Origin of the sequence: Streptomyces sp. TP-A0356 (genome assembly GCF_001417775.1) — a bacterium.
Lineage (GTDB): Bacteria > Actinomycetota > Actinomycetes > Streptomycetales > Streptomycetaceae > Streptomyces.
Map to the genome: position 1 here is coordinate 424,804 of NZ_BBZJ01000017.1, position 26,114 is coordinate 450,917.

Consider the following 26,114-nt stretch of genomic DNA (forward strand, 5'->3'; position numbering starts at 1 on the left):
CGGTTGCCTGATGCGAGTCACGCTAATGGTGACCCACGTCACTCCGGCATGGCGTGGAAGGTCAATTCCGGTGAAATGTCGGGGAGTTGATCAGCAGTAATTCACTCGAAAGCGGGACGCCCCGCCAACGGTTCACTCGCCGTCGAGCCCCCGCTCGATCGCGTACCGCACCAGCTCCACCCTGTTGTGCAGCTGAAGCTTGCCCAGGGTGTTCTGGACGTGGTTCTGCACGGTGCGGTGCGAGATGACCAGGCGCTCGGCTATCTGCTTGTAGCTCAGGCCCTTGGCGACCAGGCGCAGCACCTCGGTCTCCCGGTCGGTCAGCCGCGGCGCCTTCGGCTCGTCGGCGCCCCCGGCCGGGGCCGGGTCGGAGGCGAGGCGGCGGTACTCGCCGAGGACCAGGCCCGCGAGACCGGGTGTGAACACCGGGTCGCCGACCGCCGTGCGGCGTACCGCGTCGATCAGCTCGTCCGTGGACGCGGACTTCAGCAGATAGCCGGTGGCGCCCGACTTCACGGCCTCCAGTACGTCCGCGTGCTCGCCGCTCGCCGACAGCACGAGGACCCGCAGCGCCGGGTCGGCGCCGACGAGTTCCTTGCAGACCTGGACGCCCGGCTTCGCGGGCAGGTTCAGATCCAGGACCAGGACCTCGGGCGCGGCGGCCCGGGCGCGGCGCACCGCCTCCTCGCCGTCGCCCGCGGTGGCGACCACGTCGAAGCCGGACTCGGTCAGATCGCGGGCGACGGCATCGCGCCACATGGGATGGTCGTCGACCACCATGACCTTGATCGGAGCCCGTCCCGGGTCGGTGGTGTCCGCCGTCATCGCCCCTCCGCCGTCGTGGCGGGTGCCGGGCCGGTGGCCCGGGTCGCTTCCGTCATCACTGCTCCGCCTTCCCCCGTGAGGCCCTCGGGTCCCGCACGCTCTTCGGTACCTTCAGTTCCACTTCCGTTCCCTGGCCCGGGACCGAGATCAGCTCGGCCGTGCCGCCGATGTCGCGCAGGCGGCCGCGGATCGACTGGGCCACCCCGAGCCGCCCCTCCCCCTCGGCCTGGGCGAGCCGCCCCTCCGGTATGCCGGGCCCGTCGTCCCGTACGGTCACGACGATCGCGTCCGGCTCGTCCTCGATCAGGATCCAGGCGCGGGCCCCGTCACCGGCGTGCCTGCGGACGTTGTCCAGTGCGGCACCGACGGCGGCGGCGAGTTCACGCGCGGTGGCCGGGGCGAGCGGCACCGGGGAGCCGGGTTCGGAGAGCGTCACCCGGGCTCCCGCGTACGAAAGGAGCAGGCGGCGCAGATCGAGCGGGCCCTCGTCGGGGCTCTCCTCGGCGTCCGGCACGTCGACCGCGCGGACGACCGCGCCGAGCGCCGCGTCCTCGGACACCCGCGAGGGGGGCACCAGGGCGCCGGAGACGAGGGTGCGCAGGGCGACCTCCTGCTCACCGGCCAGCCGGCCCAGCTCCGCGGCCTCGCCGCCGAGGGCGGAGCCGCGCCGCTGCACCATGGCGAGCACCTGGAGGACACTGTCGTGGATGTCCCGGGCCAGCCGCTCCCGTTCCCGGGTCGCCGCCTCGATCTCCAGGGCACGGGCGAGGGTGCGCTCGGAGGCGCGGGCGACCTCGACGACGTATCCGATGGCGATGGAGGCGACCCACACGAGGACCACGTTGTGGACGGTGTCACGGGCCGGGGCGCCGCGTTCGATCAGGTTCGCCGCCGCGACCGTGGTGGAGGCGAAGGCCGCCCAGCGCCAGCCGCCCTTGATCGCGTACGCGAGGACGGACCCGGCGGTCCATATCGACGGCAGGGTCGGGCCGCCCGCCAGGATCCGCTCGTGCGAGTCGGCCACGGGTGTGAGCAGGATGCCGGTGAGCGCGATGGTGAGGTCGACGGCCAGGAACCGCTTCGTGCAGTTCGCCGCGTTCGCCACCCTGGGGAGGGTCGCCAGGGTCCATACGCACAGCACGGCGTAGTACGCGACGGCCACCCCCGGCCGGGTGAACCTGCCGTAGGCGGTCGCGAAGAGCCCGATCGCGTACAGCATCGTCAGCACGCGGTACGCCGTCAGCGCACGCCACAGCGGCTGCTCGACCGACATCCTGATGACTCGCTCGCGCCTGGCCATGTCCCCCAACGTCCCCACCCCGAGCCGTACGGACCGCGCCCCCGAGAGGGGGCGCCGCTCCTACCCGGCGTCCTTCGTCGCTGCCTTCTCCGCGTCCTTCTGCGCCTGTTCGGCTTCCTTCTGCGCCTGCTTCTCCGCCTTCGCCGCCTCCGCGATCTGCCGCTTGGCCGCTGTCGCGTAGATGTCGACGTACTCCTGGCCGGAGAGCTTCATGATCTCGTACATGACCTCGTCGGTCACCGCGCGCAGCACGAAACGGTCGTGCTCCATGCCCTGGTAGCGCCTGAAGTCCAGTGGCCTGCCGATGCGGATGCCCGGGCGCATCAGCTTCGGGACGATCTTCCCGGGCGGCTGGATCTTCTCGGTGTCGATCATGGCGACCGGGATGACGGGGGCGCCGGTGGCCAGCGCCACGCGCGCGAGGCCCCCGGGCTTGCCCCGGTAGAGGCGGCCGTCGGGCGAACGGGTGCCCTCCGGGTAGATGCCGAACAACTCGCCGCGCTCAAGCACCTCGATGCCGCTCTTGATGGCGGCCTCACCCGCGCCGCGCGCCCCGGAGCGGTCGACGGGCAGCTGGCCCACGCCCTTGAAGAAGGCGGCGGTCAGCCGGCCCTTCACGCCGGGCGTCGTGAAGTACTCGGCCTTGGCGATGAACGTCACCTTGCGGTCGAGGACGGCGGGCAGGAAGAACGAGTCCGAGAAGGACAGATGATTGCTCGCCAGGATCGCGGGGCCCTCGGCGGGAATGTTCTCAAGGCCTTCCACCCACGGCCTGAAGGCGAGCTTCAGCGGCCCCCCGATGGATACCTTCATCGCGCCGTACAACAACCGAGTGCCTCCTGTGTCTGTCGAAAAGACCTTAACCCGCCCCCGCGCCAAAGAGTCCTACGGCCCTGGTCGGTGTCAGTGCCGTCGCGTACGGTGAAGTACCTGCAATCGACGTGCCCAGCCCCTTTTCATGAACAGGAGACCGACGTGCCGGTCCTCCCTGGAGCCGAGCCGTACCGCCACGACGGCGGGGAGATCGGCGTCCTCCTCTGCCACGGCTTCACCGGTTCCCCGCAGTCGCTGCGCCCCTGGGCGGAGCATCTCGCCGAGCGCGGTCTCACCGTCTCGCTGCCGCTGCTGCCCGGGCACGGCACGCGCTGGGAGGACATGCAGCTCACCGGCTGGCAGGACTGGTACGCGGAGGTGGACCGTGAGCTGCGCGTCCTGCGCGAGGGCTGCGCCCAGGTGTTCGTGGCCGGCCTGTCCATGGGTGGGGCCCTGGCCCTGCGGCTCGCCGCCAAGCACGGGGACGCGGTCAGCGGCGTGGTGGTCGTCAACCCGGCGAACAAGGTGCACGGCCTGTCGGCGTACGTCCTTCCGGTCGCCCGCCACCTCGTCCGTACGACGAACGGGATCGCCAGCGACATCGCCAAGGAGGGCAGCACGGAACTGGGATACGACAGGGTGCCGCTGCACGCGGCGCACTCCCTGCGGAACTTCTTCCGTCTGGTCGACGGCGAGCTGCCGCAGGTCACCCAGCCCCTGCTGCTCCTGCGCAGCCCCCAGGACCACGTCGTGCCGCCCGCCGACTCGGCCCGGATCCTCAGCCGGGTCTCCTCCACGGATGTGACCGAGATCCTGCTGGAACAGAGCTACCACGTGGCGACGTTGGACCACGATGCGGACCGGATCTTCGAGGAGAGCCACGCGTTCATCGGCCGGCTCGCGCCCAGTCTCGGCAAGGAAGGGACGGCCGCAGGTGGCTGAGCACGACTCCGACCGCGAGGACCGCGAGCCGGACGAGAAGGGCGGGCCGTTCGACGAGGAGGCCGCCTGGGCCGCGATCGTCGCGGGGTACGGGGAGGAGCCGCCGGACCCGCCCGGCACGAAGCCGTTCAAGTCGGTCGAGGACCTGACGCTCCTCGAAGGGGAGAGGAACGGCGGCGAGGACGAGAAGACGAAGGACGAGCCGGCCGGCCCGCTGGGCAGCTCGGTCTCCTTCGCGCCCGGAGTCGGCCCGCGCGACTACACCGCGCGGGAGCCCTCCGACGACGACTTCGACGAGGACGACGAGGGCCACTTCGTCCCGCCGGAGCCGCCGCCACTGCCCGCGGCCGACACGACGGCGAAGTTCGCCTGGCTCGGGGTGGTCGGCGGCCCTGTCCTGCTTCTGCTGGCGATACTGCTCGGCTGGGACATGACCTGGTGGCTCGCCACGCTCTCGGTCGGCGGCTTCCTGGGCGGCTTCCTGACGCTCGTGCTGCGGATGCGGACGGACGACGAGGACGACGGCGATCCCGGGCGGGGCGCGGTCGTCTGACCGGCTCTAGGCCCCGGGAACCCTGAGCGCGGCCAGCACCGGAAGGTGGTCCGTGGCCGCCCCCAGGTCCCTCTGGGTCACTCCCGGATGACCGGCCGGGACACCGCAGCCGAGGACCTCGATGCCCTGGGTGGCGAAGATCGCGTCGATGCGCCGGTGGGGCTCGCTGGACGTCCATGTGTGCTCGCCACCCCAGGGTGCGGTGGCCCAGCCGTCCCGGAGGGCGCCCGCCAGGCGCTTGAAGGTGGGGCCGTCGGGGCCTTCGTTGAGGTCGCCGCCCGCGACGGCGTACGGCACGCCCATGGCGGCGAGCCGGTCGAGGAGCATGCCGCCCTGCTCGTGGCGCTCGTCCTGCTGCAGGCTCAGATGACAACCGAGGACGCCGAGCCGGGCGCCGCCGAAGCGGACGACCGCCGTCGCGAAGCCCCGCCGGTGCAGTCCGGGGGTGAGCGGCAGCAGCACGTCCTCGCTGCGCTCCACCGTGGCGCGCAGCGAGCACAGCAGGGCCGGGCCGGCGGCCGTGGCGCCGCCCGTGAGGGTGACCAGACCGGAGGCCGCCGCGAGCCGGGCGAGCTTCTTGCGCCAGCGGAAGAAGCGGGGCGCCTCCTGGACGAGCACCAGGTCCGGCGCGCAGGCGCGGATCACCCGCGCGAGCGCGTCGGTGTCGTCGCGCATCGAACGGATGTTGTAGCTGAGGACCCGGATGACAGCCGAACCGTCGGGCTCCGTGCGGGAGTCGGGCAGCGTGATGGTCGTCGCCATGCCGATCAAGATACGCCGGACCGTCCCGTACGCCCCGCCCCGGGGACCTGCGCGGACACGGCGGCGCCCGCCGTCCCCGGCTCGGGGCCCGGCGGGCGCTTCCGTACGACGACGGGGCCGTCACATGATCGGGTCGGGCTCCCGGGCCAGGTCCGCGGCGCCGACCAGGCCCGCCTTGCCGCCCAGCTGGGCGGCGATGACCTGGGCGACCGGGCGCCAGTTGCCGCCGACCAGCCAGCGCCGGTACGACTTGCGGATCGGGTCGAGGACCAGCTCGCCCTCGTCCGAGAGGCCGCCGCCGACGATGAAGGCGGAGGGGTCGAAGAGCGAGGCCAGGTCGGCGAGGCCCGCACCGGCCCAGCGGGCCAGTTCACGGTAGGAGTCGACGGCCACCGGGTCGCCCTGGCGGGCGGCCATGGAGATGTGCTTGCCCTCGATGCCGTCGGGGGTGCCGTCGCCGAGGGAGAGCAGCAGCTCGGCGTTCTCGGGGGTGGCGTTGGCACGCTGCTTCGCGTAGCGGACGAGGGCGCGGCCGGAGGCGTACTGCTCCCAGCAGCCCTGCGAGCCGCAGCCGCACAGCAGGCCGTCCGGGACCATCCGGATGTGACCGAACTCGGCGGCCACCCCGAAGTGGCCGCGGCGGAGCTTGTTGCCGATGATGATCCCGCCGCCGAGGCCGGTGCCGAGCGTGATGCAGATGACGTTGCGGTGGCCCTTGCCCGCACCGAACTTGTACTCGCCCCACGCGGCCGCGTTCGCGTCGTTCTCGACGACCACCGGAAGGCCCACGCGGGCCTCGACCTTCTCCTTCAGCGGCTCCTGACGCCAGTCGATGTTCGGCGCGAAGTAGACCATGGAGCGCTGACGGTTGACGTACCCGGCCGCGCCGATGCCGACGGCGACGATCTTGTGCCCGGCACGGGCGCCCTCGACGGCAGCGGCAATGGCGTCCACGATGGCCCCGGGCGTGCCCGGAGTCGGCACCGTGTGGATCGAAAGGATGTTGCCTTCCTCGTCGACCACACCGGCCGCGATCTTCGTGCCACCGATGTCGACGCCGATGGTGAGTCCCATGAATCCCTCAGTTTCGGTCGAGCCCCGCTACGGCCAACCGTACCCGAGGGAACTGGGGGGTGTCGGACGCCTCCGTGCGGCCTCGGGACGCCCGGCACACCGCTCCCTAGTGCTGTGGCCGGAGAGGTTTGCCGGGAAGCTCGCGGCGTCCGGTGCGGTGCATCGCAAGGCGGAGCGTCGCCCGCGTACTGGATGTACTCGGGCGATGCGACAACGCGGCGAGGTGCCGTGCCGGACGCCGCGAGCCGGTGAACCTTTCCGGTCGCAGCACTAGTCGAGGTCGATGTGCTCCCCCGGTCCCTGCTCGCCGTCCTCCCGGCGGGGGTCGGTGTCCCGGGAGGCAGGGCTCGTCCAGCGCCTCTCCTGGGCCTCGACGGCGGAGCGGTACGCCGCGAGCAGCTCCGAGCCGGCCGCGGCGAGGTGGTCGAAGACATCCGGATTGCGCTCGATGACCGGTTCCACGACGGCCCTGGCCTGCCGCACGACCTGCTGGACCATCTGCTGGGCCGCGCCAGAGGCCGCGGCCCCGAACAGCGGCGTCTGCAGGCCGGACAGCTTGTCCGCGACGGCGTCGACGAGCTTGCGCAGCTCCTCGGCCGCCGAGCCGGGCCCCGGACCGTACTCGGTACGGCGGCGGGCCCGCTCCGCGGCGAGGTCCTCGGCGCATGCCTTCGCCCAGGCGTCGGCGTCGGTCACCCTGGCTTCGTCGGCGGCCTCCTCCTGAGCGGCGTCGGACGTGGGGCGCTCTTCGCTCATGGCGGACTCCTGACTGCGGTTCGTACTCTCGACGTTACCCGAACGGGGGTACGCAGACCTCACCGTGCACCGGGCCGGCGCCCGGCGCAGGGGCGGGTCCCGGTCACATCTGGCGCGGCCACAGTTCCGGGTCCGGAGCGAAGCGGATGCGCAGCTCGCCCGCGCGCAGGGCCGCGCCGGCCACGGTGCAGCGGCGCAGGGCCGACGGGAGCGGGACGGTCCGGCTGAACGGCCCCACGGTCACCAGAAGTTCGTCGCCGCGCCGGACGAGGTCCAGTTCCTCGCGTATCGCGCCGGGCAGCGGAATGTGCCACACGAGCACGCCGTCCTCGGCGAGCCGGTCCGTCACGGGCCACTCGACCGGGGTGGGCTCCGGGTTGACGGCGGGGGCGGCGAGCGCGGCGAGGTCGTCGGCACCGCGCGGGTCACGGCCGAGGTGCGGGACGCCGTGCACGCCGGGGACACCGTACGTTCCCTGCCACTCCTCCAGGGCCTTGCGCTGCTGGGCGGCGAGGCCCGCGAGCCAGGTGTCGTGGCCGGAGTCCGGCAGAAGGCGGTTCGCGACCAGGGTCTCGGGGCGCAGGCCGCGCACGGCGAGGCCGGTGACGGCTGTGCGGACGGCGTCGGCGCCCGCGGGACCCGGCTCGGCGACCAGCCACACGCTGGTGGCGCGGTCGGCGACGACGGCCTCGACGGCGGCCAGGTCGACGTCCCAGCGGGCGGCGGTCTCGTACAGCCACTCGGCGGGCATCGGGACGCCCGCCAGCCTGCCGAGGACGGGGCGCAGCGCGCGGGCGGCCTGCCGCTCCGGCGGGAGGAGCCGGCGCAGATAGCGGCGGAGTTCCTCGGGGAGGGCGAGGAGGGAGAGCGCCCGCGGGACGGGCGGCAGGTCGACGACGAGGAGGTCGTACGACTCCGAGAGTGCCGCGTCGCGCAGGGCCCGCAGCAGGGCGAGCTCCTCGGCGCCGGGGAGGGGGGTGACCTCCTCGGCGTCCAGCCTGGCGGCACCGAGCAGGTCGAGCGCCCCGGCCGCGCGGTCCTGGAAGGCGACGAGGTCGTCCCGGAAGCGGGCGGTGGCGTCGGGGCGCCGGGCGGTGAGGCCCGGGGCCGCCTCGACGGGGGTGGCGCCGGTGGGGACGCCGAGTGCGGCACCGAGGGTGTCCGTGCGGTCGGCACCGAGCACCAGGGTGCGGGTGCCCTGACGGGCGGCTTCCAGCGCCGTGGCCGCCGCGACGGTGGTCCGGCCGGAGCCGCCGGCGCCGGTGATCAGGAGGGTGCGCATGAGGGTGAACGCTACCGGGGCCCTGCCGGTGAGCTGAGCAGGACGTCGGCGCGCCCTGGGGCCCGACACCGCGCGTGGCCGCGCCCCCCGGACCCCGAATCGGCCTGGACGGCCTCGTCCGCACATGCCGGACGGGCCGGGTGCACCCGCGCTCGGCAAGAGCGTTCGGCCTTACTCCTCCCCCGACTCCACCCTCTTCTTCAGCCCCGCGAGCGCCCTGTCGATGATGACCTTCTCCGCCTTGCGCTTGATCATGCCGAGCATCGGGATCTTGACGTCGACCGTCAGCCGGTAGGTCACCTCCGTGCCGCCCGAGCCCGCGGGCTTCAGGAGGTACGAACCGTCGAGGGAGCGGAGCATCTGGGACTTGACCAGCGTCCAGGAGACCTCGCTGTCGCCGGTCCACGTGTACGCCAGCGTCTGGTCGTCCTTGATCGCGCCCGCGTCCATGACCAGGCGCACCTGCTCGGCGCGTCCCCGCTCGTCCGTCGCGAGGACCTCCGCCTCCTTCACCTCTCCCGTCCAGTCCGGGTAGCGCGCGAAGTCGGCGATCACCCGCATGACCTCGGCCGGAGCCGCCTCGATCGTGATGCTCGAGCTGGTGTGTTCCGCCATCGCCGTGGCTCCTCCAGATGCGGTCCGGTGAGGGAGGGTGACATGCGCACGTGTGTGCAGCGTGAAGGCTACCGCGCACCCGCCGTCCCGCTACCACCCCACCTGCCGTTCGGCCACCGGCCGGTCACCACTCCAGCGCCCAGGGCCTTCCGTTCCCCGCGAAGTGCCCGACGTTCACGCACTCCGTCGCCCCGATCCGCATCCGCCGCACCAGCGGCTGGTGGACATGGCCGAACAAGGAGTAGCGGGGCCTCGTACGGCGGATCGCCTCCAGCAGGGCCCGGCTGCCGCGTTCGAACCGGCGCGCCACCGTGTCGTACATCAGCTCCGGCACCTCCGGCGGGATGTGGGTGCACAGCACGTCCACCTCCCCCACCGCCTCGATCTTCGCCGCGTACTCCTCGTCGCTGATCTCGTACGGCGTCCGCATGGGGGTGCGCAGGCCCCCGCCGACGAAGCCGAAGGTCCAGCCGCCGATCTCCACCCGCTCGCCGTCGAGCACCCGGGTGCCCGCCCGCGCGTACTCCGGCCACAGGGACGGCATGTCGACATTGCCGTAGGTCGCGTACGTCGGAGTCGGGAACGCGGCGAACAGCTCGGCGTACTGTCTGCGCACCGCCTTCTCGATGGCCGCGGCGCGGTCCGTGCCCACGCCCGCCCACAGTTCGGCGCCGAACGCCCGTGCCTCCTCGTAGCGGCGGGCGGTGCGCAGCTCCACCAGCCGGTCGGCGTTCTCCGTGCCGAACAGGTCCGGGAAGATCCCGCGCGAGTGGTCGGCGTAGTCCAGGAAGAGGACCAGGTCACCCAGACAGATCAGGGCGTCCGCGCCGTCGCCCGCTCTGGCCAGGTCACGCGCGTTGCCGTGCACGTCACTGACCACGTGTACGCGCGTCCTCGGGTTTCGGCCCGGTGTGGGTGCCATGACGATCAAGCGTAGGCGCGTGGGGCAAACGTGAACAGTGGCGGCCGGACCTGCGATTACTGGCCAGTCAGGAAAGGGGTGGACTACTGTGCGCCATGGAACGCCAACACGTGTGACGCACGGAACATCTCGTCGGGACCCCCTGTCGTAGACGCATACCGGCGGGTAACGTCCGGGCAGTCCAGTCGTGCTCAGGGTTTCAACCAACGACCGCCGTAGGAACCCGGGGCACCTGACCGAGCCTTGGACCGCACCGTCGCAGCACACAGAGTCGTGGCGTCGGCGCCCTATGAGGAGCAGCAGTCTTGCGCGAGTTCAGCCTTCCGGCTTTGTACGAGGTCCCCGCGGACGGCAATCTGACCGACATCGTCCGCAGAAACGCCGCGCAGCACCCCGATGTCGCCGTCATCGCCCGGAAGGTGGGCGGTGCCTGGCAGGACGTCACCGCCGCCGCCTTCCTCACCGAGGTGCGTGCCGCGGCCAAGGGGCTCATCGCCTCCGGTGTGCAGCCGGGCGACCGGGTGGGCCTGATGTCCCGGACCCGCTACGAGTGGACGCTGCTCGACTTCGCGATCTGGAGCGCGGGCGCCATCACCGTGCCGGTCTACGAGACCAGCTCCCCGGAGCAGGTGGAGTGGATCCTCGGCGACTCGGACGCGACCGCCTGCATCGTGGAGCTGGACTCGCACGCCGCGGCCGTGGAGTCGGTGCGCGACCGGCTGCCCGCGCTCAAGCACGTCTGGCAGATCGAGGCCGGGGGCGTGGAGGAGCTGGGCCGCGCCGGCAAGGACGTCAGCGACGAGACCGTCGAGGAGCGCAGCTCGCTCGCCAGGGCCGACGATCCGGCCACCATCGTCTACACCAGCGGGACCACCGGGCGTCCCAAGGGCTGTGTGCTCACCCACCGCAGCTTCTTCGCCGAGTGCGGGAACATCGTGGAGCGACTGCGTCCCCTCTTCCGCACGGGCGAGTGCTCGGTCCTCCTCTTCCTTCCCCTCGCGCACGTCTTCGGGCGTCTGGTGCAGGTCGCGCCGATGATGGCGCCGATCAAGCTGGGCAACGTCCCGGACATCAAGAACCTCACCGACGAACTGGCCGCGTTCCGGCCGACGTTGATCCTCGGTGTGCCGCGGGTCTTCGAGAAGGTCTACAACTCGGCGCGGGCCAAGGCGCAGGCCGACGGCAAGGGCAAGATCTTCGGCAAGGCGGCGGACACGGCGATCGCATACAGCCGCGCCCTGGACACCCCGTCCGGTCCGTCCATCGGTCTGAAGATCAAGCACAAGGCGTTCGACAAGCTCGTCTACAGCAAGCTGCGCGCGGTCCTGGGCGGCCGCGGCGAGTACGCCATCTCCGGCGGCGCCCCGCTGGGCGAGCGCCTGGGCCACTTCTTCCGCGGCATCGGCTTCACGGTCCTGGAGGGCTACGGCCTGACCGAGTCCTGTGCGGCCACCTCCTTCAACCCCTGGGACCGGCAGAAGATCGGTACGGTCGGCCAGCCGCTGCCCGGTTCGGTGGTCCGCATCGCGGACGACGGCGAGGTGCTGCTGCACGGCGAGCACCTGTTCAAGGGGTACTGGAACAACGAGGCCGCGACCGCGGAGGCGCTGGCCGACGGCTGGTTCCACACCGGTGACCTCGGCACCCTCGACGAGGACGGCTACCTCAGGATCACCGGCCGCAAGAAGGAGATCATCGTCACCGCGGGCGGCAAGAACGTCGCCCCGGCCGTGATCGAGGACCGCATCCGGGCGCACGCGCTGGTCGCGGAGTGCATGGTGGTGGGCGACGGGCGGCCGTTCGTGGGCGCGCTGGTCACCATCGACGAGGAGTTCCTGGGGCGCTGGGCCGCCGAGCACGGCAAGCCCGCGGGCTCCACCGCGGCGTCGCTGCGCGAGGACCCGGATCTGCTCGCCGCGATCCAGGACGCGGTCGACGACGGCAACGCCGCGGTGTCGAAGGCGGAATCGGTGCGGAAGTTCCGCATTCTCTCCTCCCAGTTCACCGAGGAGTCGGGCCACCTCACGCCGTCCCTGAAGCTCAAGCGGACCGTGGTGGCGAGGGACTACGCGGGCGAGATCGAGGCCATCTACCAGAAGTAGCGGGCCCCGCCACCTCACGTCATGACGCGGTGTCCTCGGCGAGGACCCGCGTCATGGTGCGTTCCGCGAGCGCGGTGATGGTGAGGAAGGGGTTGACGCCGATGGAGCCGGGCACGAGGGAGCCGTCGGTGACGTACAGCTTCGCGTACCCCTTCACGCGCCCGTAGTCGTCGGTCGCCCTGCCGAGGACACAGCCGCCGAGCGGGTGGTACGTGAAGTCGTCGGCGAAGGCCTTGCCGGTCGCGCCGAAGAGGTCGTACCGGTAGATCGTCGCGTTGGCCGAGTTGATCCGGTCGAAGAGCTTCTTCGCCATGCTCACGGAGACGGCGCTCTGGGCGGCGGACCAGCCGAGTCTCGCCGAGTCCGTCGCCGGGTCGTACGAGAACGACGCGCGCTCGGGGTTCTTGGTGATCGCCAGATAGAGGCTGATCCAGTGTTCGAGGCCGGTGGGCAGCGGGGCGATCTCCGCGAAGACGGGGTTGTCGGTGTTGGCCCAGTCGTCGATGCCCATGACGGGGATGGTGGACTCGTTGGCGCCCACCGTGTCCCACAGGTGGTTGGCGCGGCCGAGCATCACGTTGCCGTTGGTCCCCCAGCCGGTGCCGACGCTCGCGTCGAGCGCGGGCAGGGCACCCGTCTCCCGTGCGCGCAACAGGAGTTCGGTGGTCCCGAGGCTGCCGGCGCCGAGGAAGAGATAGGCGCAGGAGTACTGCTTGGTCTCCACGACCGTGCCGGTGGTGTCGATCCGGTCGGCGGTGAGCAGATACGTCCCGTCGGCGGCCCGGTGGATCTCCTTGACCCGCTCCATGGTGTTGATGGTGACGTTGCCGGTGCCGAGCGCGGCTGCCAGATAGGTCTTGTCGAGGCTGCGCTTGCCGTGGTTGTTGCCGTAGATGACCTCGCCGGCCAGCGCGGATCTGGTCGCCGTACCGGCCGCCTCGCGTGCCATGTGGTCGAAGTCGTAGACGTTCGGCACGAAGGTGGTCCTCAGGCCGGTGTTGGCGGCGGCCTTGCGGGAGGTGCGAGCGAACCGGTACCACTCCGTCGACTCGAACCAGGCGGCGTCGATCGTGTTGACGCCCAGCATGGAGCGGGCGCGTGGGAAGTACGTGCCGTACATCTCGGCGGCGTCCACGGTGGGGAACTGTTCGCCGAAGTAGGACCGGAGGGGCGTGACGGCCATGCCCCCGTTGACCAGGGATCCGCCGCCGACGCCTCTGCCGACGTACACGGACATGTTGTCGAAGTGCACCCGGTCCAGGACGCCGGGGTAGCGGCCGATGTCCTTGTTGACGACGTCCAGCCACAGGAAGGTGGCGAGCGGCGCCTCGGTGCGCGTACGGAACCACATGGATCTCTGGTCCGGGGCACTGGTGGAACAGAACACCTTGCCGTCGGAGCCGGGCGTGTTCCACAGGCGGCCCATCTCCAGGACGAGGGTGCGGATGCCGGCCTGGCCGAGGCGCAGGGCGGCCACGGCGCCGCCGTAGCCGGAGCCGACGACGATCGCCGGGGCGGTGTCGACCGCGTCGGGCTCAGCCGCGTGGGCGGACTCGAGGCCGACGCGGCCCAGACCGAGCGCGGCCGCCGTCTGCAGGGCGACCATTCCGAGGATTTGACGTCGAGTCAGTTGATGGTGCGTCAGTTTCGCTGTCATGGACGCAGCATCGGCGGATTCCCGGCTTCCGGCTAGGGGTTTCGACGGTGGACACGGTGGCGCCGCCCCGCACCCCTCAAGGGGCTACAGCAGTTCCCTCAGCCTCTCCGCGAGCAGGTCCCAGCGCCACTTCTCCTCGACCCACCGGCGGCCCCGCTCGCCCATGCGGCGGCGCAGTTCCGGGTCGCCCAGCAGGGTGATGACGCGGTCCGCGGTCTCCTCCGCCGAGCCGCCGCGCACCACCCAGCCCGTCTCTCCGTCCAGGACCGCGTCCGGGGCGCCGCCCGAGTCGCCGGCCACCACCGGAAGCCCCGTCGCGGACGCCTCCAGGTACACGATGCCGAGGCCCTCGACGTCCAGGCCGCCACGGCGGGTGCGGCACGGCATCGCGAAGACGTCACCGGCCCCGTAGTGCGCGGGCAGCTCCGTCCAGGGGACGGCGCCGGTGAAGTGGACCGCGTGGGTGACCCCCGCCTCGTACGCGAGCCGGCGCAGCTGCCTCTCGTACGGCCCGCCCCCGACGATCAGCAGGACCGCGTCCGGCTGCTTGGCCAGGATCAGCGGCATCGCCCGGATCAGCGTGTCCTGGCCCTTGCGCGGGACCAGCCGGGACACACAGACCACCACCGGGCGGTCCGTGAACCCCAGACGGGCGCGTACCTCGTCACCGCCGGAGCCGGGGTGAAACGTCTTCTCGTCGACCCCGGGCGGCAGCTGCACCATCCGCCCGGCCGCCTGCGGCGTCAGCGCGGAGGCGATGCGCGAGCGCGTGTACTCGCCGAGGTGGGTGAGCGTGTCCGTGGACTCGCCGATCCTGCGCAGCAGGCCCCGCGCCGCGGGCAGCTGGGCCCAGCCCGCCTCATGCCCGTGTGTCGTCGCCACCAGCCGCTTCGCCCCTGCCCGGCGCAGCGCCGGCGCCATCAGACCGAGCGGCGCCGCCGCTCCGAACCACACCGATGTGCAGCCGTGTTCCCTCAGCAGCCCCACGGCCCGCCGGGTGGCGGCCGGCGTCGGCAACAGCATCGTCGTACGGTCCCTTACGACGGTGAAGGGCTGCTCGGCGTCGAAGGAGGCCGTCGCCTCGGCGCCCTCCCGGCCGCGCTTCCAGGTGGAGGCGTAGACGACCAGCCGCTCGGGATCCAGGCGCAGCGCCATGTTGTGCAGGAACGCCTGGATACCGCCGGGGCGCGGCGGAAAGTCGTTGGTTACGATCAGGGTCTTGTGCATCGCCGTCGACAGTACCGAACCCGGTGTGCGACCGGACTCACAACTGCGACGGCCACGTTTCACGGGCCAGGCACCGTCCGACGCGGGATCATGGCTCACGGCAACGCGACGCGAGACGCGCTAGAACAGGGGCTCAGGTGAAGATTGCGGGCGCACGGCGGATCCCGGTCTGGCTGCTCGCCACCTGGTGCCTGACCAGGCTGGCCCTGCTGTTCTTCGTCTTCAAGGTGTGGGCCTTCCCCGGCCCGGACGTCACCAGCGACGTCTCCGTGATCTACCAGGGCTGGTACGACGTCCTGAAGACCGGAACGTTCCCGCTGAACGACGTCACCTGGCAGTACCCGCCCGCCGCCGCGCTGGCGATCCTCTCCCCCGGTCTGCTGCCCTTCCTGGACTACGCCCAGGCCTTCTACGTCCTCGCCTTCCTCGCCGACCTGGCGGCCTTCTGCCTGCTCCAGTACGCGGGGCTGCGCCCCGGCAAGACGCTGCGCGGCGCCTGGATGTGGGTGGTCGGCGTCGCCGTGCTGGGCCCGACCGTGTACGCGCGCTACGACGTGATGGTGACGGCGGTCGCGATCGCCGCGCTGCTGGCCGGGGTGCGCCACCCGAGGGTGATGGGCGCGCTCGTGGGCTTCGGCGCCCTGCTGAAGGTGTGGCCGGTGCTGCTGCTGGCGGGCGCCGTCAGACGGCGGGCCTGGGTCGCGGCCGCCGCGACGGCGGGCGGTCTAGGGCTGCTGTTCCAGCTGACGATGCCCGGCGCGTTCACGTTCCTGACCTTCCAGCGCGACCGCGGCACCGAGGTCGAGTCGCTCGGGTCGCTGGTCTTCCATGTGGCCCGGCACTTCGGCTGGCAGGGCCAGGTGCTGCTCAACTACGGCTCGGTGGAGTTCCTCGGCCCCTACGTCGCCCGGGTCAGCGCGGTGGCCCTGTTCCTGACCGTGATCGCCTTCGGCTGGCTGCTGCTGTGGCGGGTCAGCGTCCGCCGCATGCCGCCGCGCGCGCTCGCGGACGCGGCGTTCGTGGCGGTGCTGCTGTTCACGGTCACCAGCCGGGTGATCAGCCCCCAGTACATGGTGTGGCTGGTCGGACTCGCCGCCGTCTGCCTGTGCTTCCGCGGCAGCCGGATGGTGCTGCCCGGCGGGCTGGTCCTGGCCGCCTGCATCGCCACCGTCCTGGAGTTCCCGGTGTACTTCGGGGATGTCGTGGGCAGCACCCGGCTGGGCGTCGCGCTCCTCCTCGCCCGCAATGGCCTGCTGGTGCTGGCCACGCTGACCGCGGCCCTCCAGCTGTGGCGCGGCACGGTCTCCCGGCAGCCCCCGACCGTACCGCCTCAGACGGCACGCACCCAGGAGACCCTGACCTCCTCCTGACGACCCTGCCGACTCGCGACCCGCATGCCGGCGAGGCGGGCGCAGCGCCCCGGGCATGGGCAGATCTCCCAACCGCCCGGGACCTCAGCCCAGGCGTGATTTCAGATACGCCCGCCAGTCCCGGGTGAACCGCTCCGGCGTCGTGCCGAGCACCTTCTTCAGCGCGCCCTCGACGGCCCCCGCACGGCCCGGATGATCGCCCACCGCCCGGTAGAAGTCGTTCAGCCTGGCCTCTCCCCAGCGGTCGGCGATCATCCGGCAGGCCATCCAGCCGCCCTCGTACGCCCCCGCCAGCCGTTCGGCGTCCCCCGCGAACGCGAAGTCCGCGTCGCCCGGCAGCGCGGTCGGCACGTGCCCCAGCGCGACGGAGCGGTCGAGTTCCGGGGCCACCTGTGCGGGCGTACGGCCGCTGCGCCGGTAGCCCACCCAGTCGGCATACCCCTCGGAGAGCCACAGGGGCGTGGACGGGGTGGTGTGGGCACGAGTGGCGACATGGGTGGTCTCGTGCGTGAGGACCACCTGTCTGCCCAGGGCGCCGAGGGTGGCGTAGGCATCCGGGTTGATGACGACGCGGTCCGCGGGGGCCTTCCCCGCCCCGCCCGTCTCCGCGGTGGTGACCGCCGCTATCCCCCGGTATCCGGACGCCGGCGCGCCGAGCAGCCCCGCCATGCCGGCCAGCGACCGGGGGACGAGCACCACCACGTGGCCCGGCCAGTCGGTGCCCCATGCCTCGGTGACGGCGGGCACCGCCCGGTCCGCGAGGTCCGCGTACGTCCGCAGGACGTCCCGCGGCTGACCGGCCCCGAGGACCAGGCTGTGCCTCCCGCGGACCACCTCGACGGCACCCTGCTCCCACAGCTGCCGGCCGCTCTTCCCGGCGGGCTCGTCGGAGGCGACGTACCAGCGTCCGCCGGTGCGGGTCAGCCGCAGGACGCGGGCTGCGGTGACCGGCGCCCGGTCGTAGCCCCTGATGCGGTAGCGCAACTGGGCGTCGGCCGTGGCCCGGTCGCCGGTGCGGTGCAGGGCCGTGAGGCGGTAGGACCAGGCGGCCAGCGGAACGGCACGCAGGTTGTCGAACTCGGCGGCCTCGGTGGCGGCTCGGCTCGCGGCATCGGGGGTCCGTGCCCCCGTCGCCAGGAACGCGGACCGGTCGCCGTCCAGGACCGCAGTCGCCCGCCGGTCGAGGACCTGCTGCACGGCGGCCGCCTGGGTGTCCGGCGCGGGCCGCCCGCCGCAGCCGACGAGCCCGGCGAGCAGCAGCACACAGCCCGCCACCACTCCCGGCACACGCCCACGACCAGCCACCGTCAGATCGTACGCGCCGCTGCGGACCCGCTCCGGGCCCGCTCCCGCCCTGTGCCGAGGCGCCGCTCAGGGCCTGGTGACCGACGCGACCGGCATGATCCCGACCGGGTCGTAGCGGACGGCGGCGCCCGGGTGGGGCGCGTGGATGACCCGGCCGTCGCCGACGTACATCGCCACATGGCTGGCGTCGGAACGGTAGACGATCAGGTCTCCGGGCCGGGCCTGGGACAGGGGTACCTGCCGGCCCGCGTACCGCTGCTCCTGCGAGGTGCGCGGCAGTCCGACGCCCGCCTGCGCGTACGACCACTGCATGAGGCCCGAACAGTCGAAGCCGCCGGGCCCGTTGGCGCCCCACACATAGGGGCGGCCGAGCGCGGAGCGGGCCGCGGCGAGGGCCGCCGCGGCGCGGGAGCCGGCCGGGGCGGCACCGGTGAGGTCGGGCACGTCGCCGCCGGAGCGGGACGCCCGCTCGTAGGCCCCCCGCTGGGCGGACGAAGCGGAGTCGAGCAGCCGCCTCGCCGCGGCGAGCTTCTGCTCGACGGTCTTCTTGTGCTGCGCGACGGCCTGGCGGCTCTTCTCCAGCGCGGTGAGCTCGCCCGCCACCTCCGCGCGCTCCCGGGCCAAGTCACGCAGGGCCGTCTGGAGTTCCCTGAGCCGTCCGGCCTGGCGGCTGCCGATCCGGTCGAGCACGGCCGCCCTGTCGAGGTACTCCCCGGGATTGTCCGAGAACAGCAGCGCGAGGGAGGCGGCGAGGCCGCCGGAGCGGTACTGGGCTCCCGCGAGCGCTCCGAGCGCGTCCCGCATGGCGTTGACGCGGTCCTGCTGCCGTGCGATCCGGTCCTGCGCCTGGCCGACCCGCCGGCGCAGCGAACCGGCGCGCTCGCCGGCCTCGTTGTACGCCTCGGTGGCCTGCTCGGCCTCCCGGTACAGCCGGTCCACCGTGGCCCGGGTGTCACCCCCGCCGGGCGCGGCGTCCGCCGGAGCGGCGGCGAGGGCCGTGGCGGCTGCCGCCACGGCGGACAGAACGGCTGCTGTGGCGCCACGACCCCGGCACAGGCCGGACGGTGCAAGGCGGCGATGGGACCCCACGACCGGTCGCACTCCCTTCCGCTGTCAGCCCCGACCCCTCGGCGGGGAAACGCGGCAGACAGTAGCCGGGCGATCACTCCTGGTCCAAAGAGCCAGGCAACCGCGCACAACGCGACACCCCGCCGCTGACGCAGGTCATCGGCGGGGCGTGGGGTCAGTATCAGTCGCTGGAATTCGCCCGTTCGGGCGGGCCGCAGGGGGCGCCTCCGGGGAGCGCCCGGGATCGGAAGGGGCGCGTCCGGAAGCGCGTCAGATGCGGACGCCGAACTGGAAGGGCATGTTGCCCATCGACTCGTAGCGCACGACGGCACCGGTGTGCGGGGCGTGCAGCACCGTGCCGTTGCCCGCGTAGAGGCCGACGTGGTGCAGGTCGCCGTAGAAGAAGACCAGGTCGCCGACCTTGAGGTCACCCTCGCTGTAGATGCGGGTGCCCGCGTTGGCCTGCTCCTCGGAGGTACGCGGTATGGAGACGCCAGCCGCCCCGTAGGCCCGGGAGGTGAGGCCGGAGCAGTCGTAGGAGCTGAGGCCGGTGGCGCCGTAGACGTACGGCTTGCCGAGCTGGCCCTGCGCCCACGAGAACGCCTCGGCGGCGCGGCCGGTGCCGGCGTTGCTGGGGCCCAGGACGGAACGCTGGCTGGCCCGGCTGGCGCGGTTCTGGTCGGCCTGGAGGGCGGCCCGCTCCTGGGCGGTGAGGCTGTTCAGGAGCTTCTGCGCGTCGGCGAGCTTGCCCTGGACCTCCTGCTTCTTCTTGCCGAGTTCGGTACGGGTGGCGGCCAGGTCCTTGAGCTTGTCGGAGGCTTCCTGGCGCTCCTGGGCGAGCTCCCGCTGCTTCTCCTGGATCTTCTTCAGCGCCTCGACCTGCTGGCTGCTCAGCTGGTCGAGCGTGGACGCCTTGTCGAGGTAGTCGTCCGGGTTCGAGGAGAGGAAGAGCTGGACGGACGGGTCGATGCTGCCCGTGCGGTACTGGGCGCTGGCCATCGTGCCGATGCCGTCGCGCAGCTTGTTGAGCTCGTCCTGACCGCGGGCGACCTTGTCCTGCAGGGTGGAGATCTGCTTCTCCAGCTTGTCCTGCTTCTCCTTGGCCCCGTTGTACTTCTCGGTGGCCTGCTCAGCCTGCTGGTAGAGCTCGTCGACCTTGGACTTGACCTCGTCCTTGCTCGGCTTCGCGCTGGGGGCGGCGTTCGCGGCCTGCGCACTGAGGGCCACGGCAGCGGCAGCGGCGGTGGTGAGCACGGTCACACGGGCACGGCTCGGCTGCTTGGGTCGACGGTGGGACGCCACGGGGGCGAGCTCCTTCTTCCTCCAGCCGCCTACCGACACGCCGGCGGGCGGTGCCCCTCCACCGTCACTCCCCATGAGTGATCACCCGAGCGGAGGTTCGAGGCCAGACCCTAGTGACCCTCTTGTGATCAGATCAAATCCTGGCGTGAAAAATCTCAGTCACCGTGCGCATTCTTTGCACTCAACTCACATGCAGTGATGTCGGCTTGACGCTACGTTGCGTGAGGACACCCTCAATCCGGGCATCCCCGGCTGACGTTGCGCTTGGTGCGTACGCGACTCATGGGACGTACGGCACAAGAGGAAGCCGCACTCGAGAAGGGCCGAAAGTCGAGGGCGATGTGCCCAATTGAGAGGTGTTCCGCCCGATTTCAGCTGCGGGAGAGACGCTTGAGCAGCACGGCCGATGCCACCGGGCGCGCGCCCGCCCTGGCGACCCCGTCGGCCACCTCACGGTCCGTGGAGGCCACGATGACCGGCCGGCCCGGCGGTTCCGCGCGCACCAGCTGGCGGATCAACTCATCGGCGGTGACGCCCGGTTTGGAGAACAGCACCCGCACTCCACGCGGCGGCGCGAGCAGCACCGGAGCCGCCAGTTCGGCCCCGTCGAAGACGCAGGTGACCTCGGCACCGGTCTGAGCGGCCAGCTGGGAGAGCTGCCCGAGCAGCCTGAGCCGCTGCTTCTCCAGCGGCATCTGCGGATACCCGGTCTTGGTGACGTTGTAGCCGTCGACCACCAGATGCGCCTGCGGCAGCGCGAGCAACTGGTCGAGGATCGCCGGATCGTTTTCGGACAGCGCACGGGCGGCGATGTCCTTCGGGGTCATCCGTCCCGGTTCGACCGCATCCACGGTCTCCGCCGGGCGCACGGAGACCGGCGGCAGCGCCAGCTCCCGCCGCAGCCCCTGAGCCGCCTCCAGCACGGTGTCGAGCAGCAGCCGTACGCGCATGTCCTCCACGCTGCGTCCCTCGCGCGCCGCCCGGCGGGTGGCCTCCAGGCTGCCCTCCACCTCGGCGAGACGCGCCTTGAGCCGCCTGGTCTCGCTCTCGGCGGCGGACACCTGCGCCTGCCCCTCGGCGCGTGCGGCCTCCACCTCGCCCTGCGCCTTGCGCAGGGCGGCCTCGCCGCGCTTGACGTCACTGAGAGCCGCGCGCAGCTTGCGGTGAAGCGATTCGGCTTCCTTGCGCGCCGACTCCAGCTCCGTACGCAGCCGCTCCGTCTCGGCACGGGTCTGCTCACGGGCGGCGCCCAGTTCCTCGCGCAGCCGCTCCAGCTCGGCCCGGCTCTCCTCGTCGGCGCGTTCGGCGTCCGCGCGCTGAGCCTCCTCGCCGGCGGCGGTCACGAGCTTCACCCAGCCCGCCGGGCGCAGTACATAGGCCGCGGCCGCCACGTCGAGCGGGTCCGCGGCCGGGGGCGGCGAGCCGGAGTCCAGGGCGCCGGTGAGCTCCGGCTGGGTCTCTCTGAGCCGCTCCGCGATGCGCTGACGGAAGAGCGGCTCGGTCTCCAGGGCCGCCGCCATGGCGTTGCCCGCGAACTTGGCCCGGCGGTTCGGGGTGAAGCGGGCATACTGCCGCAGCTGCGCGGGCAGTTCGCCGAGCGTCAGCCCGCCGAAGCCGTCGGACACGATCTGCACGACCCGGCGGCGCACACCGTCGGGCAGGGGACGGTCGAGCACCTCAGCGGTGCCGTCGACCGGCTCCCCGCCCGTGGTCTCCACCATCCGTCACCCCAATGCCTGTGCGGGGCCGCCTCCCTCAGGAGCCGGCGCCCGGCCTGTCCACGAGCTCCACCTGGTCCACGGCGTTGCACCAGCGGCAACGCACCGACTCGATGGTCTCACTGACCACCTCGCGCTCCTCGACCTTGGGCTCCCCGGCCAGATCCAGGTGCACATACTCGACGACCTTCGACGAGCGGGTCACGTCGAACCGTGTGAGATTGCCGCAGAGCGTGCAGCGCCAGCGGGTCGTCTCGGTCGGCAGGGAAACCGTCATCGTGGCTGCTCTTCCTTCTTCCAGTCTCCGTGATGCGCCAGCTTCCCCGGAGCATGTGGCTCGTAACCCTACGGCCTGGCGGGCAGTCGCCGCCCGCCCGTCCCACGCGGCGAGGCACTCTGTGCGGATCGGTCCGGGTACGCCATGCTCTGTCCCATGATCAGCACCTGGAGCAGGGCGGCCGTCCGATCGCTGCGGGGTCAGTCGGCTCCCGTGACATACGGGCTGATGATCCTGTGCTGTCTGATCTTCGTCGTCTCACCGGCCTCGGGACTGAATCCGGTGTACGGCACCGGGGACACCCTGCTCGCCGCGCAGCGGGCCTACTTCGCCCGCTGGGGCGTGGTGCCCGTGGAACTGTTCAGCGGGGCGCCACGGGCCGCGCTCACTCCCGCGAGCGCCCTGTTCGTGCACGGCAGCTGGGTGCATCTGCTGGGCAACATGCTCTTCCTCTACGTCTTCGGGGCGATGGCCGAGGAGCGGATGGGCCACCTGGAGTTCTCGCTGTTCTACCTGGGCTGCGGTTATCTGGCGCTGGTCGGCTACGCGGCGGCCAACGCCGAGTCGGCACAGACGCTGGTCGGGGCCTCCGGGGCGATCTCCGCGGTTCTCGGCGCGTTCCTGTTCCTCTTCCCCAAGGCCCGGGTGACCAGTCTCTTCCCGTTCCTGCTGTTCCTGCCGCTGCGGTTCCCGGCCTGGGTGGTGCTGCCCTTCTGGGCGACCCTGCAGTGGATGGCGGCCGGCCACGCGGCACCGGGCCCGGGGGTCGCCTACCTGGCCCACCTGGTCGGCTTCTCGCTGGGCTTCCTCTACGCATGGGTGCGCTACGGCCGTACGAGTAGGGTGAAACCCCCAGCCCAGGCCCCCGAGGGAGAACACCAGCCGTGATCACCGCGATCGTGCTCATCAAGACCAGCGTGGACCGGATCCCCGAGATCGCCGAGTCGATCGCCGCGCTGGACTCCGTCAGCGAGGTCTTCTCCGTCACCGGCACGTACGACCTCATCGCCATGGTCCGGGTGAAGGCCCACGACGACCTGGCGGACGTCATCCCCGGCCGGATCAGCAAGATCCCCGGCGTCCTGGCCACGGACACGCATGTCGCCTTCCGCACCTACTCGCAACACGACCTGGAGGCGGCGTTCGCGATCGGGCTGGACAACTAGGGCCCTTCCGACCCCTCGGGACGTCCAGGGCCGGGGTGCCGCGGTCCGAGGGGATGCACGGGCGGGGCCGGTCCGCCGCGGGGCCGCCGCGGGAGCTCCGGCGACGTCCGCTCCCCGGCCGCCCTGGGTTGCGGGGAGGGAGCGGACAGGTCACCCGCCGGTCAGGGGATCAGACCGCCGGGACGCAACGGCCGTCCTCCGTACGGTAGTTCCACTTCGCGCCGTCGCGGACGAGCTCCTTGACCGCGCGCACGAATCGCTCCACGTGCTCGTCGGGCGTGCCCGCGCCGAAGCTGACGCGGATCGCGTTCAGGGACTTCTCACCGGGCACGGCCTCGGGGGCGCCGCACTCGCCCTGGGTCCCCGGGTCGCTGCCCAGCAGGGTGCGCACCAGCGGGTGGGCGCAGAACAGGCCGTCACGGACGCCGATGCCGTATTCCGCGGAGAGCGCGGCGGCGAAGTGGGAACTGTTCCAGCCCTCGACGACGAAGGAGAGGACGCCGACGCGGGGCGAGTCGTCGCCGAACAGGGAGAGAACCCTGACCTCGGGGACCTCGGCGAGCCCCTCCCGCACCTTGCCGATCAGGTACCGCTCGCGGGCGACGATCGCGTCGAAGCCGGCCTCGGCGAGGGCCTTGCAGGCGGAGGCGATGGAGTAGGCCCCGATCACATTGGGCGAGCCGGCCTCGTGCCGTGCCGCGGTCTCGTGCCAGGCGACGTCCACCCCACCGTCCGTGCGCCGGGTGACCCTGCGGCTGGCGCCGCCGCCCGCGAGGTACGGCTCCGCCTCACGCAGCCAGTCGGCGCGGCCGGCCAGGACGCCGGAGCCGAAGGGCGCGTACAGCTTGTGGCCGGAGAAGGCGATCCAGTCGACGTCGAGGTCACGGACGGACACCGGGTGGTGCGGGGCGAGCTGCGCGGCGTCCAGGACGATACGCGCGCCGTTCGCGTGGGCGGCCGCCGCAAGCTCGCGTACGGGCCACAGCTCGCCCGTGACGTTGGAGGCGCCGGTGACGCAGACGAGGGCCGGGCCATGCGGATCGCGGTCCGCGAGGGCGCGCTCCAGGGTCTCGACGGCCTGCTGCGGTGTGCGCGGGGCGTTGAGGTAGGTGACCCGGGCCTCCCTCCAGGGCAGCAGGGAGGCGTGGTGCTCGGTCTCGAAGACGAAGACCTGGCAGTCGGCGGGCAGCGTGGCGGCGAGGAGGTTGAGCGAGTCGGTGGTCGACCGGGTGAAGATCACCTGGTCGCTGTCGCGGCAGTCCAGGAACGCGGCGACGGTCCGGCGGGCGTTCTCGAACAGGTCGGTGGACAGCTGCGAGAGGTATCCGGCACCGCGGTGGACACTGCCGTAGTACGGCGCGTACGCCGCAACGTCGTCCCAGACCCGCTGCAGGGCCGGGGCGCTGGCCGCGTAGTCGAGCGCGGCGTAGGTGACTTCGCCCCCCGTCACAAGCGGAACGGTGACATCCCTACCCAGAACAGGCAGCGGGGCACAAACGGACTGGTCGGCGGCAACGGTGGAGACGGACATGGGTGCACTCCCGTGAAAGCAGATGCGATCGCCGTGCCGGACGGCGCGCACAGGGCTGCGCCGGTATGTCAACGGCACGGGAAGGGTGAACGGTGAAGCGGAAGGGGATGCGGAGGCGGGGCTCTGCGGCCCTAACGCATTCGCTTGCTCACGGAAGGCTCCCTCGAACGACCAGGACCCCTGGTGACGCGAGGGGTCCGCGCTTGCCGCAGACCTCGCTGCCTACGGCCTGGTCTTCACCCGGGGCACCCCGCCACGGACGGAGGGTTGCCGGACAGCCGGCCGGGGCCGAATGGCTGTCGCTCATGACCTGAACAGGAAACTACGTGAGCTGATCGTCGTCCCGCAACTTCTGTCCGCATGGCGGGATGCGCGGAGGGTTACGGAACTGCGCGGAGGAGTACTGACGCTCGCGGGGGCACCGTTCACACCAGCGCCCCCGGTCCACGCCGAACCGCTACGCGTTGCTCGCGGCCACCCAGCGCTCCAGCGTCCGCTTCGCGGCGCCCGAGTCGATCGACTCCGCCGCCTTCCGCATGCCCGCCCGGATCTGGTCCACGAGCGGGCCGTCCCCCGGCTCCAGCGCCACCAGCGCCGCCGCCGAGTTCAGCAGTACCGCGTCCCGTACCGGCCCCGTCTCGCCCTCCAGAAGCCGCCGCGCGACCTCGGCGTTGTAGGACGCGTCGGCCCCCCGCAGCGCCTCCACCGGCACCAGCTCGATGCCGACGTCCCGCGGGTCGAAGGACTCCTCGGTGACCTTGCCGTCACGGACGATCCACACCCGTGACGTCGACGTGGTCGTCAGCTCGTCCAGGCCGTCGTCACCCCGGAACACCAGGGATGAGTTCCCGCGCTCCGCGAAGACGCCCGCCACGATCGGCGCCATCCGCGCGTCCGCGACGCCCACCGCCTGCGCCTTCACCTTCGCCGGGTTGGTCAGCGGGCCCAGGACGTTGAACGTCGTGCGGATGCCCAGCTGCCCGCGCGCCGCGGCCACGTGCCGTAGCGCCGGGTGGAACGCCACCGCGAAGCAGAAGGTGATCCCGGCCTCCTCGGCCACCTCCGCCACCCGCCGCGGCGTCAGCCTCAGATTGACCCCGAGCTTCTCCAGCACGTCCGAGGCCCCCGACGCGGAGGACGCGGCCCGGTTGCCGTGCTTGACCACCTTCGCGCCGGTGCCGGCCACCACGATCGACGACATCGTGGAGATGTTGACCGTCTTCGCGCCGTCCCCGCCCGTACCGACGATGTCCACCGTCGGCCCCGGTACCTCGATGACGTTCGCGTGGTCGTACATCGCCCGGACGAGTCCGGTGATCTCCTCCACCGTCTCGCCCTTCGCCCGAAGGGCGACGACGAAGCCCGCGATCTGCGCGTCCGTCGCCTCGCCGCGCATGATGCGGTCCATCGCCCAGGCCGTGTCGTCCGCGCTCTGGTCGCGGCCGTCGAGCAGCCCGTTCAGCACCTGGGGCCAGGAACGGCCCGCCGCGGTGTCGCCTCCAGCGGGGGTCACAGCGCTCATAAGCCGCTCCTGGGTCGGTGTGTCC

General features: G+C 71.9%; 24 protein-coding genes and 1 riboswitch. Of the genes, 6 read left to right on the forward strand and 18 right to left on the reverse strand.

Annotated elements, in window-relative coordinates; all coding sequences use genetic code 11:
• Positions 1–132: 132 nt before the first annotated feature.
• The 3 genes from ASC56_RS15025 to ASC56_RS15035 are packed head-to-tail and all read right to left on the reverse strand — an operon-like array spanning position 133 to position 2,950.
• Entirely contained in the window at positions 133–825 is a 693-nt protein-coding gene (locus ASC56_RS15025) for a response regulator transcription factor (RefSeq protein ID WP_199835992.1), read from the reverse strand.
• A gap of 55 nt (positions 826–880) precedes the next feature.
• Positions 881–2,125 carry a MacS family sensor histidine kinase gene (macS, locus tag ASC56_RS15030; RefSeq protein ID WP_055491876.1) on the reverse strand — a complete coding sequence of 415 codons (1,245 nt, stop codon included), beginning with the start codon at positions 2,123–2,125 and terminating at the stop codon, positions 881–883.
• Positions 2,126–2,185: 60 nt separating this feature from the next.
• Positions 2,186–2,950, reverse strand: a complete 765-nt coding sequence (locus ASC56_RS15035) for a 1-acyl-sn-glycerol-3-phosphate acyltransferase (RefSeq protein ID WP_055491877.1) — start codon at positions 2,948–2,950, stop codon at positions 2,186–2,188.
• 150 nt (positions 2,951–3,100) lie between these two features.
• Here ASC56_RS15035 and ASC56_RS15040 point away from each other — a divergent pair, with 150 nt between their 5' ends.
• A complete protein-coding gene (locus tag ASC56_RS15040; protein ID WP_055491878.1) occupies positions 3,101–3,880 on the forward strand; it encodes a carboxylesterase in 780 nt (259 codons plus the stop codon).
• Complete coding sequence (locus ASC56_RS15045) at positions 3,873–4,433, forward strand: hypothetical protein (protein ID WP_055491879.1); 561 nt, start codon at positions 3,873–3,875, stop codon at positions 4,431–4,433. The genes ASC56_RS15040 and ASC56_RS15045 overlap by 8 nt, the downstream gene beginning before the upstream one ends.
• Positions 4,434–4,439: 6 nt before the next feature.
• Here the strand turns inward: ASC56_RS15045 and ASC56_RS15050 are convergent, their stop codons facing one another.
• The 6 genes from ASC56_RS15050 to ASC56_RS15075 all read right to left on the reverse strand — a co-directional run bounded on the left by ASC56_RS15050 (position 4,440) and on the right by ASC56_RS15075 (position 9,844).
• A complete protein-coding gene (locus tag ASC56_RS15050; RefSeq protein WP_055491947.1) occupies positions 4,440–5,195 on the reverse strand; it encodes an endonuclease/exonuclease/phosphatase family protein in 756 nt (251 codons plus the stop codon).
• Positions 5,196–5,315: 120 nt separating this feature from the next.
• Entirely contained in the window at positions 5,316–6,269 is a 954-nt protein-coding gene (locus tag ASC56_RS15055) for an ROK family glucokinase (RefSeq protein WP_055491880.1), read from the reverse strand.
• A gap of 270 nt (positions 6,270–6,539) precedes the next feature.
• Positions 6,540–7,025, reverse strand: coding sequence for a DUF5304 domain-containing protein (locus ASC56_RS15060; RefSeq protein WP_055491881.1), 486 nt, complete (start codon positions 7,023–7,025; stop codon positions 6,540–6,542).
• Between the two features lie 103 nt (positions 7,026–7,128).
• Positions 7,129–8,307, reverse strand: coding sequence for an ArsA family ATPase (locus ASC56_RS15065; RefSeq protein ID WP_055491882.1), 1,179 nt, complete (start codon positions 8,305–8,307; stop codon positions 7,129–7,131).
• Positions 8,308–8,478: 171 nt separating this feature from the next.
• Positions 8,479–8,922 (reverse strand): SRPBCC family protein, encoded by a 444-nt coding sequence (locus ASC56_RS15070; protein WP_055491883.1) that lies wholly within the window; start codon positions 8,920–8,922, stop codon positions 8,479–8,481.
• Between the two features lie 124 nt (positions 8,923–9,046).
• The gene (locus ASC56_RS15075; protein ID WP_055491884.1) at positions 9,047–9,844 is read right to left on the reverse strand and encodes a metallophosphoesterase; all 798 of its coding nucleotides are present in this window, start codon (positions 9,842–9,844) and stop codon (positions 9,047–9,049) included.
• Positions 9,845–10,149: 305 nt separating this feature from the next.
• Here ASC56_RS15075 and ASC56_RS15080 point away from each other — a divergent pair, with 305 nt between their 5' ends.
• Entirely contained in the window at positions 10,150–11,946 is a 1,797-nt protein-coding gene (locus ASC56_RS15080) for a long-chain fatty acid--CoA ligase (RefSeq protein ID WP_055491885.1), read from the forward strand.
• Positions 11,947–11,965: 19 nt separating this feature from the next.
• Here ASC56_RS15080 and ASC56_RS15085 read toward each other — a convergent pair whose 3' ends face one another.
• Entirely contained in the window at positions 11,966–13,552 is a 1,587-nt protein-coding gene (locus ASC56_RS15085) for a GMC oxidoreductase (protein ID WP_055491886.1), read from the reverse strand.
• 135 nt (positions 13,553–13,687) lie between these two features.
• Positions 13,688–14,830, reverse strand: a complete 1,143-nt coding sequence (locus ASC56_RS15090) for a glycosyltransferase family 4 protein (protein ID WP_055491887.1) — start codon at positions 14,828–14,830, stop codon at positions 13,688–13,690.
• A 137-nt stretch (positions 14,831–14,967) separates the two neighbouring features.
• Between ASC56_RS15090 and ASC56_RS15095 the strand changes: the two genes are divergently transcribed.
• A complete protein-coding gene (locus tag ASC56_RS15095) occupies positions 14,968–16,200 on the forward strand; it encodes a glycosyltransferase family 87 protein (RefSeq protein ID WP_055491888.1) in 1,233 nt (410 codons plus the stop codon).
• A gap of 84 nt (positions 16,201–16,284) precedes the next feature.
• Here ASC56_RS15095 and ASC56_RS15100 read toward each other — a convergent pair whose 3' ends face one another.
• The 5 genes from ASC56_RS15100 to ASC56_RS15120 form a co-directional block, all read right to left on the reverse strand.
• Positions 16,285–17,505, reverse strand: coding sequence for a hypothetical protein (locus tag ASC56_RS15100; protein ID WP_055491889.1), 1,221 nt, complete (start codon positions 17,503–17,505; stop codon positions 16,285–16,287).
• 66 nt (positions 17,506–17,571) lie between these two features.
• On the reverse strand, positions 17,572–18,594 hold the full coding sequence (locus ASC56_RS15105) for an NlpC/P60 family protein (protein ID WP_079102505.1): 1,023 nt from the start codon (positions 18,592–18,594) through the stop codon (positions 17,572–17,574).
• 249 nt (positions 18,595–18,843) lie between these two features.
• A complete protein-coding gene (locus ASC56_RS15110) occupies positions 18,844–19,875 on the reverse strand; it encodes a C40 family peptidase (protein ID WP_055491891.1) in 1,032 nt (343 codons plus the stop codon).
• Between the two features lie 371 nt (positions 19,876–20,246).
• Positions 20,247–21,596 carry an NYN domain-containing protein gene (locus tag ASC56_RS15115; protein WP_055491892.1) on the reverse strand — a complete coding sequence of 450 codons (1,350 nt, stop codon included), beginning with the start codon at positions 21,594–21,596 and terminating at the stop codon, positions 20,247–20,249.
• A 34-nt stretch (positions 21,597–21,630) separates the two neighbouring features.
• Positions 21,631–21,870 carry a hypothetical protein gene (locus ASC56_RS15120; RefSeq protein WP_055491893.1) on the reverse strand — a complete coding sequence of 80 codons (240 nt, stop codon included), beginning with the start codon at positions 21,868–21,870 and terminating at the stop codon, positions 21,631–21,633.
• A 156-nt stretch (positions 21,871–22,026) separates the two neighbouring features.
• Here ASC56_RS15120 and ASC56_RS15125 point away from each other — a divergent pair, with 156 nt between their 5' ends.
• On the forward strand, positions 22,027–22,758 hold the full coding sequence (locus ASC56_RS15125; protein WP_055491894.1) for a rhomboid family intramembrane serine protease: 732 nt from the start codon (positions 22,027–22,029) through the stop codon (positions 22,756–22,758).
• The gene (locus ASC56_RS15130) at positions 22,755–23,036 is read left to right on the forward strand and encodes an Lrp/AsnC family transcriptional regulator (RefSeq protein WP_055491895.1); all 282 of its coding nucleotides are present in this window, start codon (positions 22,755–22,757) and stop codon (positions 23,034–23,036) included. The genes ASC56_RS15125 and ASC56_RS15130 overlap by 4 nt, the downstream gene beginning before the upstream one ends.
• A gap of 169 nt (positions 23,037–23,205) precedes the next feature.
• Here the strand turns inward: ASC56_RS15130 and ASC56_RS15135 are convergent, their stop codons facing one another.
• Positions 23,206–24,567 carry an aminotransferase class V-fold PLP-dependent enzyme gene (locus ASC56_RS15135; protein WP_055491896.1) on the reverse strand — a complete coding sequence of 454 codons (1,362 nt, stop codon included), beginning with the start codon at positions 24,565–24,567 and terminating at the stop codon, positions 23,206–23,208.
• 194 nt (positions 24,568–24,761) lie between these two features.
• Positions 24,762–24,878, reverse strand: a riboswitch (SAM riboswitch).
• Positions 24,879–25,024: 146 nt separating this feature from the next.
• Positions 25,025–26,089 (reverse strand): anthranilate phosphoribosyltransferase, encoded by a 1,065-nt coding sequence (gene trpD / locus ASC56_RS15140; RefSeq protein WP_055491897.1) that lies wholly within the window; start codon positions 26,087–26,089, stop codon positions 25,025–25,027.
• Positions 26,090–26,114 lie beyond the last annotated feature (25 nt).

Excerpts from the sequence above, each read along its gene's own strand:
- ASC56_RS15025 (WP_199835992.1), bottom strand. The coding sequence starts at position 825 with ATGACGGCGGACACCACCGACCCGGGACGGGCTCCGATCAAGGTCATG.
- macS (WP_055491876.1), bottom strand. The coding sequence starts at position 2,125 with ATGGCCAGGCGCGAGCGAGTCATCAGGATGTCGGTCGAGCAGCCGCTG.
- ASC56_RS15050 (WP_055491947.1), bottom strand. The coding sequence starts at position 5,195 with ATGGCGACGACCATCACGCTGCCCGACTCCCGCACGGAGCCCGACGGT.
- ASC56_RS15055 (WP_055491880.1), bottom strand. The coding sequence starts at position 6,269 with ATGGGACTCACCATCGGCGTCGACATCGGTGGCACGAAGATCGCGGCC.
- ASC56_RS15060 (WP_055491881.1), bottom strand. The coding sequence starts at position 7,025 with ATGAGCGAAGAGCGCCCCACGTCCGACGCCGCTCAGGAGGAGGCCGCC.
- ASC56_RS15065 (WP_055491882.1), bottom strand. The coding sequence starts at position 8,307 with ATGCGCACCCTCCTGATCACCGGCGCCGGCGGCTCCGGCCGGACCACC.
- ASC56_RS15070 (WP_055491883.1), bottom strand. The coding sequence starts at position 8,922 with ATGGCGGAACACACCAGCTCGAGCATCACGATCGAGGCGGCTCCGGCC.
- ASC56_RS15075 (WP_055491884.1), bottom strand. The coding sequence starts at position 9,844 with ATGGCACCCACACCGGGCCGAAACCCGAGGACGCGCGTACACGTGGTC.
- ASC56_RS15085 (WP_055491886.1), bottom strand. The coding sequence starts at position 13,552 with ATGGTCGCCCTGCAGACGGCGGCCGCGCTCGGTCTGGGCCGCGTCGGC.
- ASC56_RS15090 (WP_055491887.1), bottom strand. The coding sequence starts at position 14,830 with ATGCACAAGACCCTGATCGTAACCAACGACTTTCCGCCGCGCCCCGGC.
- ASC56_RS15115 (WP_055491892.1), bottom strand. The coding sequence starts at position 21,596 with ATGGTGGAGACCACGGGCGGGGAGCCGGTCGACGGCACCGCTGAGGTG.
- ASC56_RS15120 (WP_055491893.1), bottom strand. The coding sequence starts at position 21,870 with ATGACGGTTTCCCTGCCGACCGAGACGACCCGCTGGCGCTGCACGCTC.
- ASC56_RS15125 (WP_055491894.1), top strand. The coding sequence starts at position 22,027 with ATGATCAGCACCTGGAGCAGGGCGGCCGTCCGATCGCTGCGGGGTCAG.
- ASC56_RS15135 (WP_055491896.1), bottom strand. The coding sequence starts at position 24,567 with ATGTCCGTCTCCACCGTTGCCGCCGACCAGTCCGTTTGTGCCCCGCTG.
- trpD (WP_055491897.1), bottom strand. The coding sequence starts at position 26,089 with ATGAGCGCTGTGACCCCCGCTGGAGGCGACACCGCGGCGGGCCGTTCC.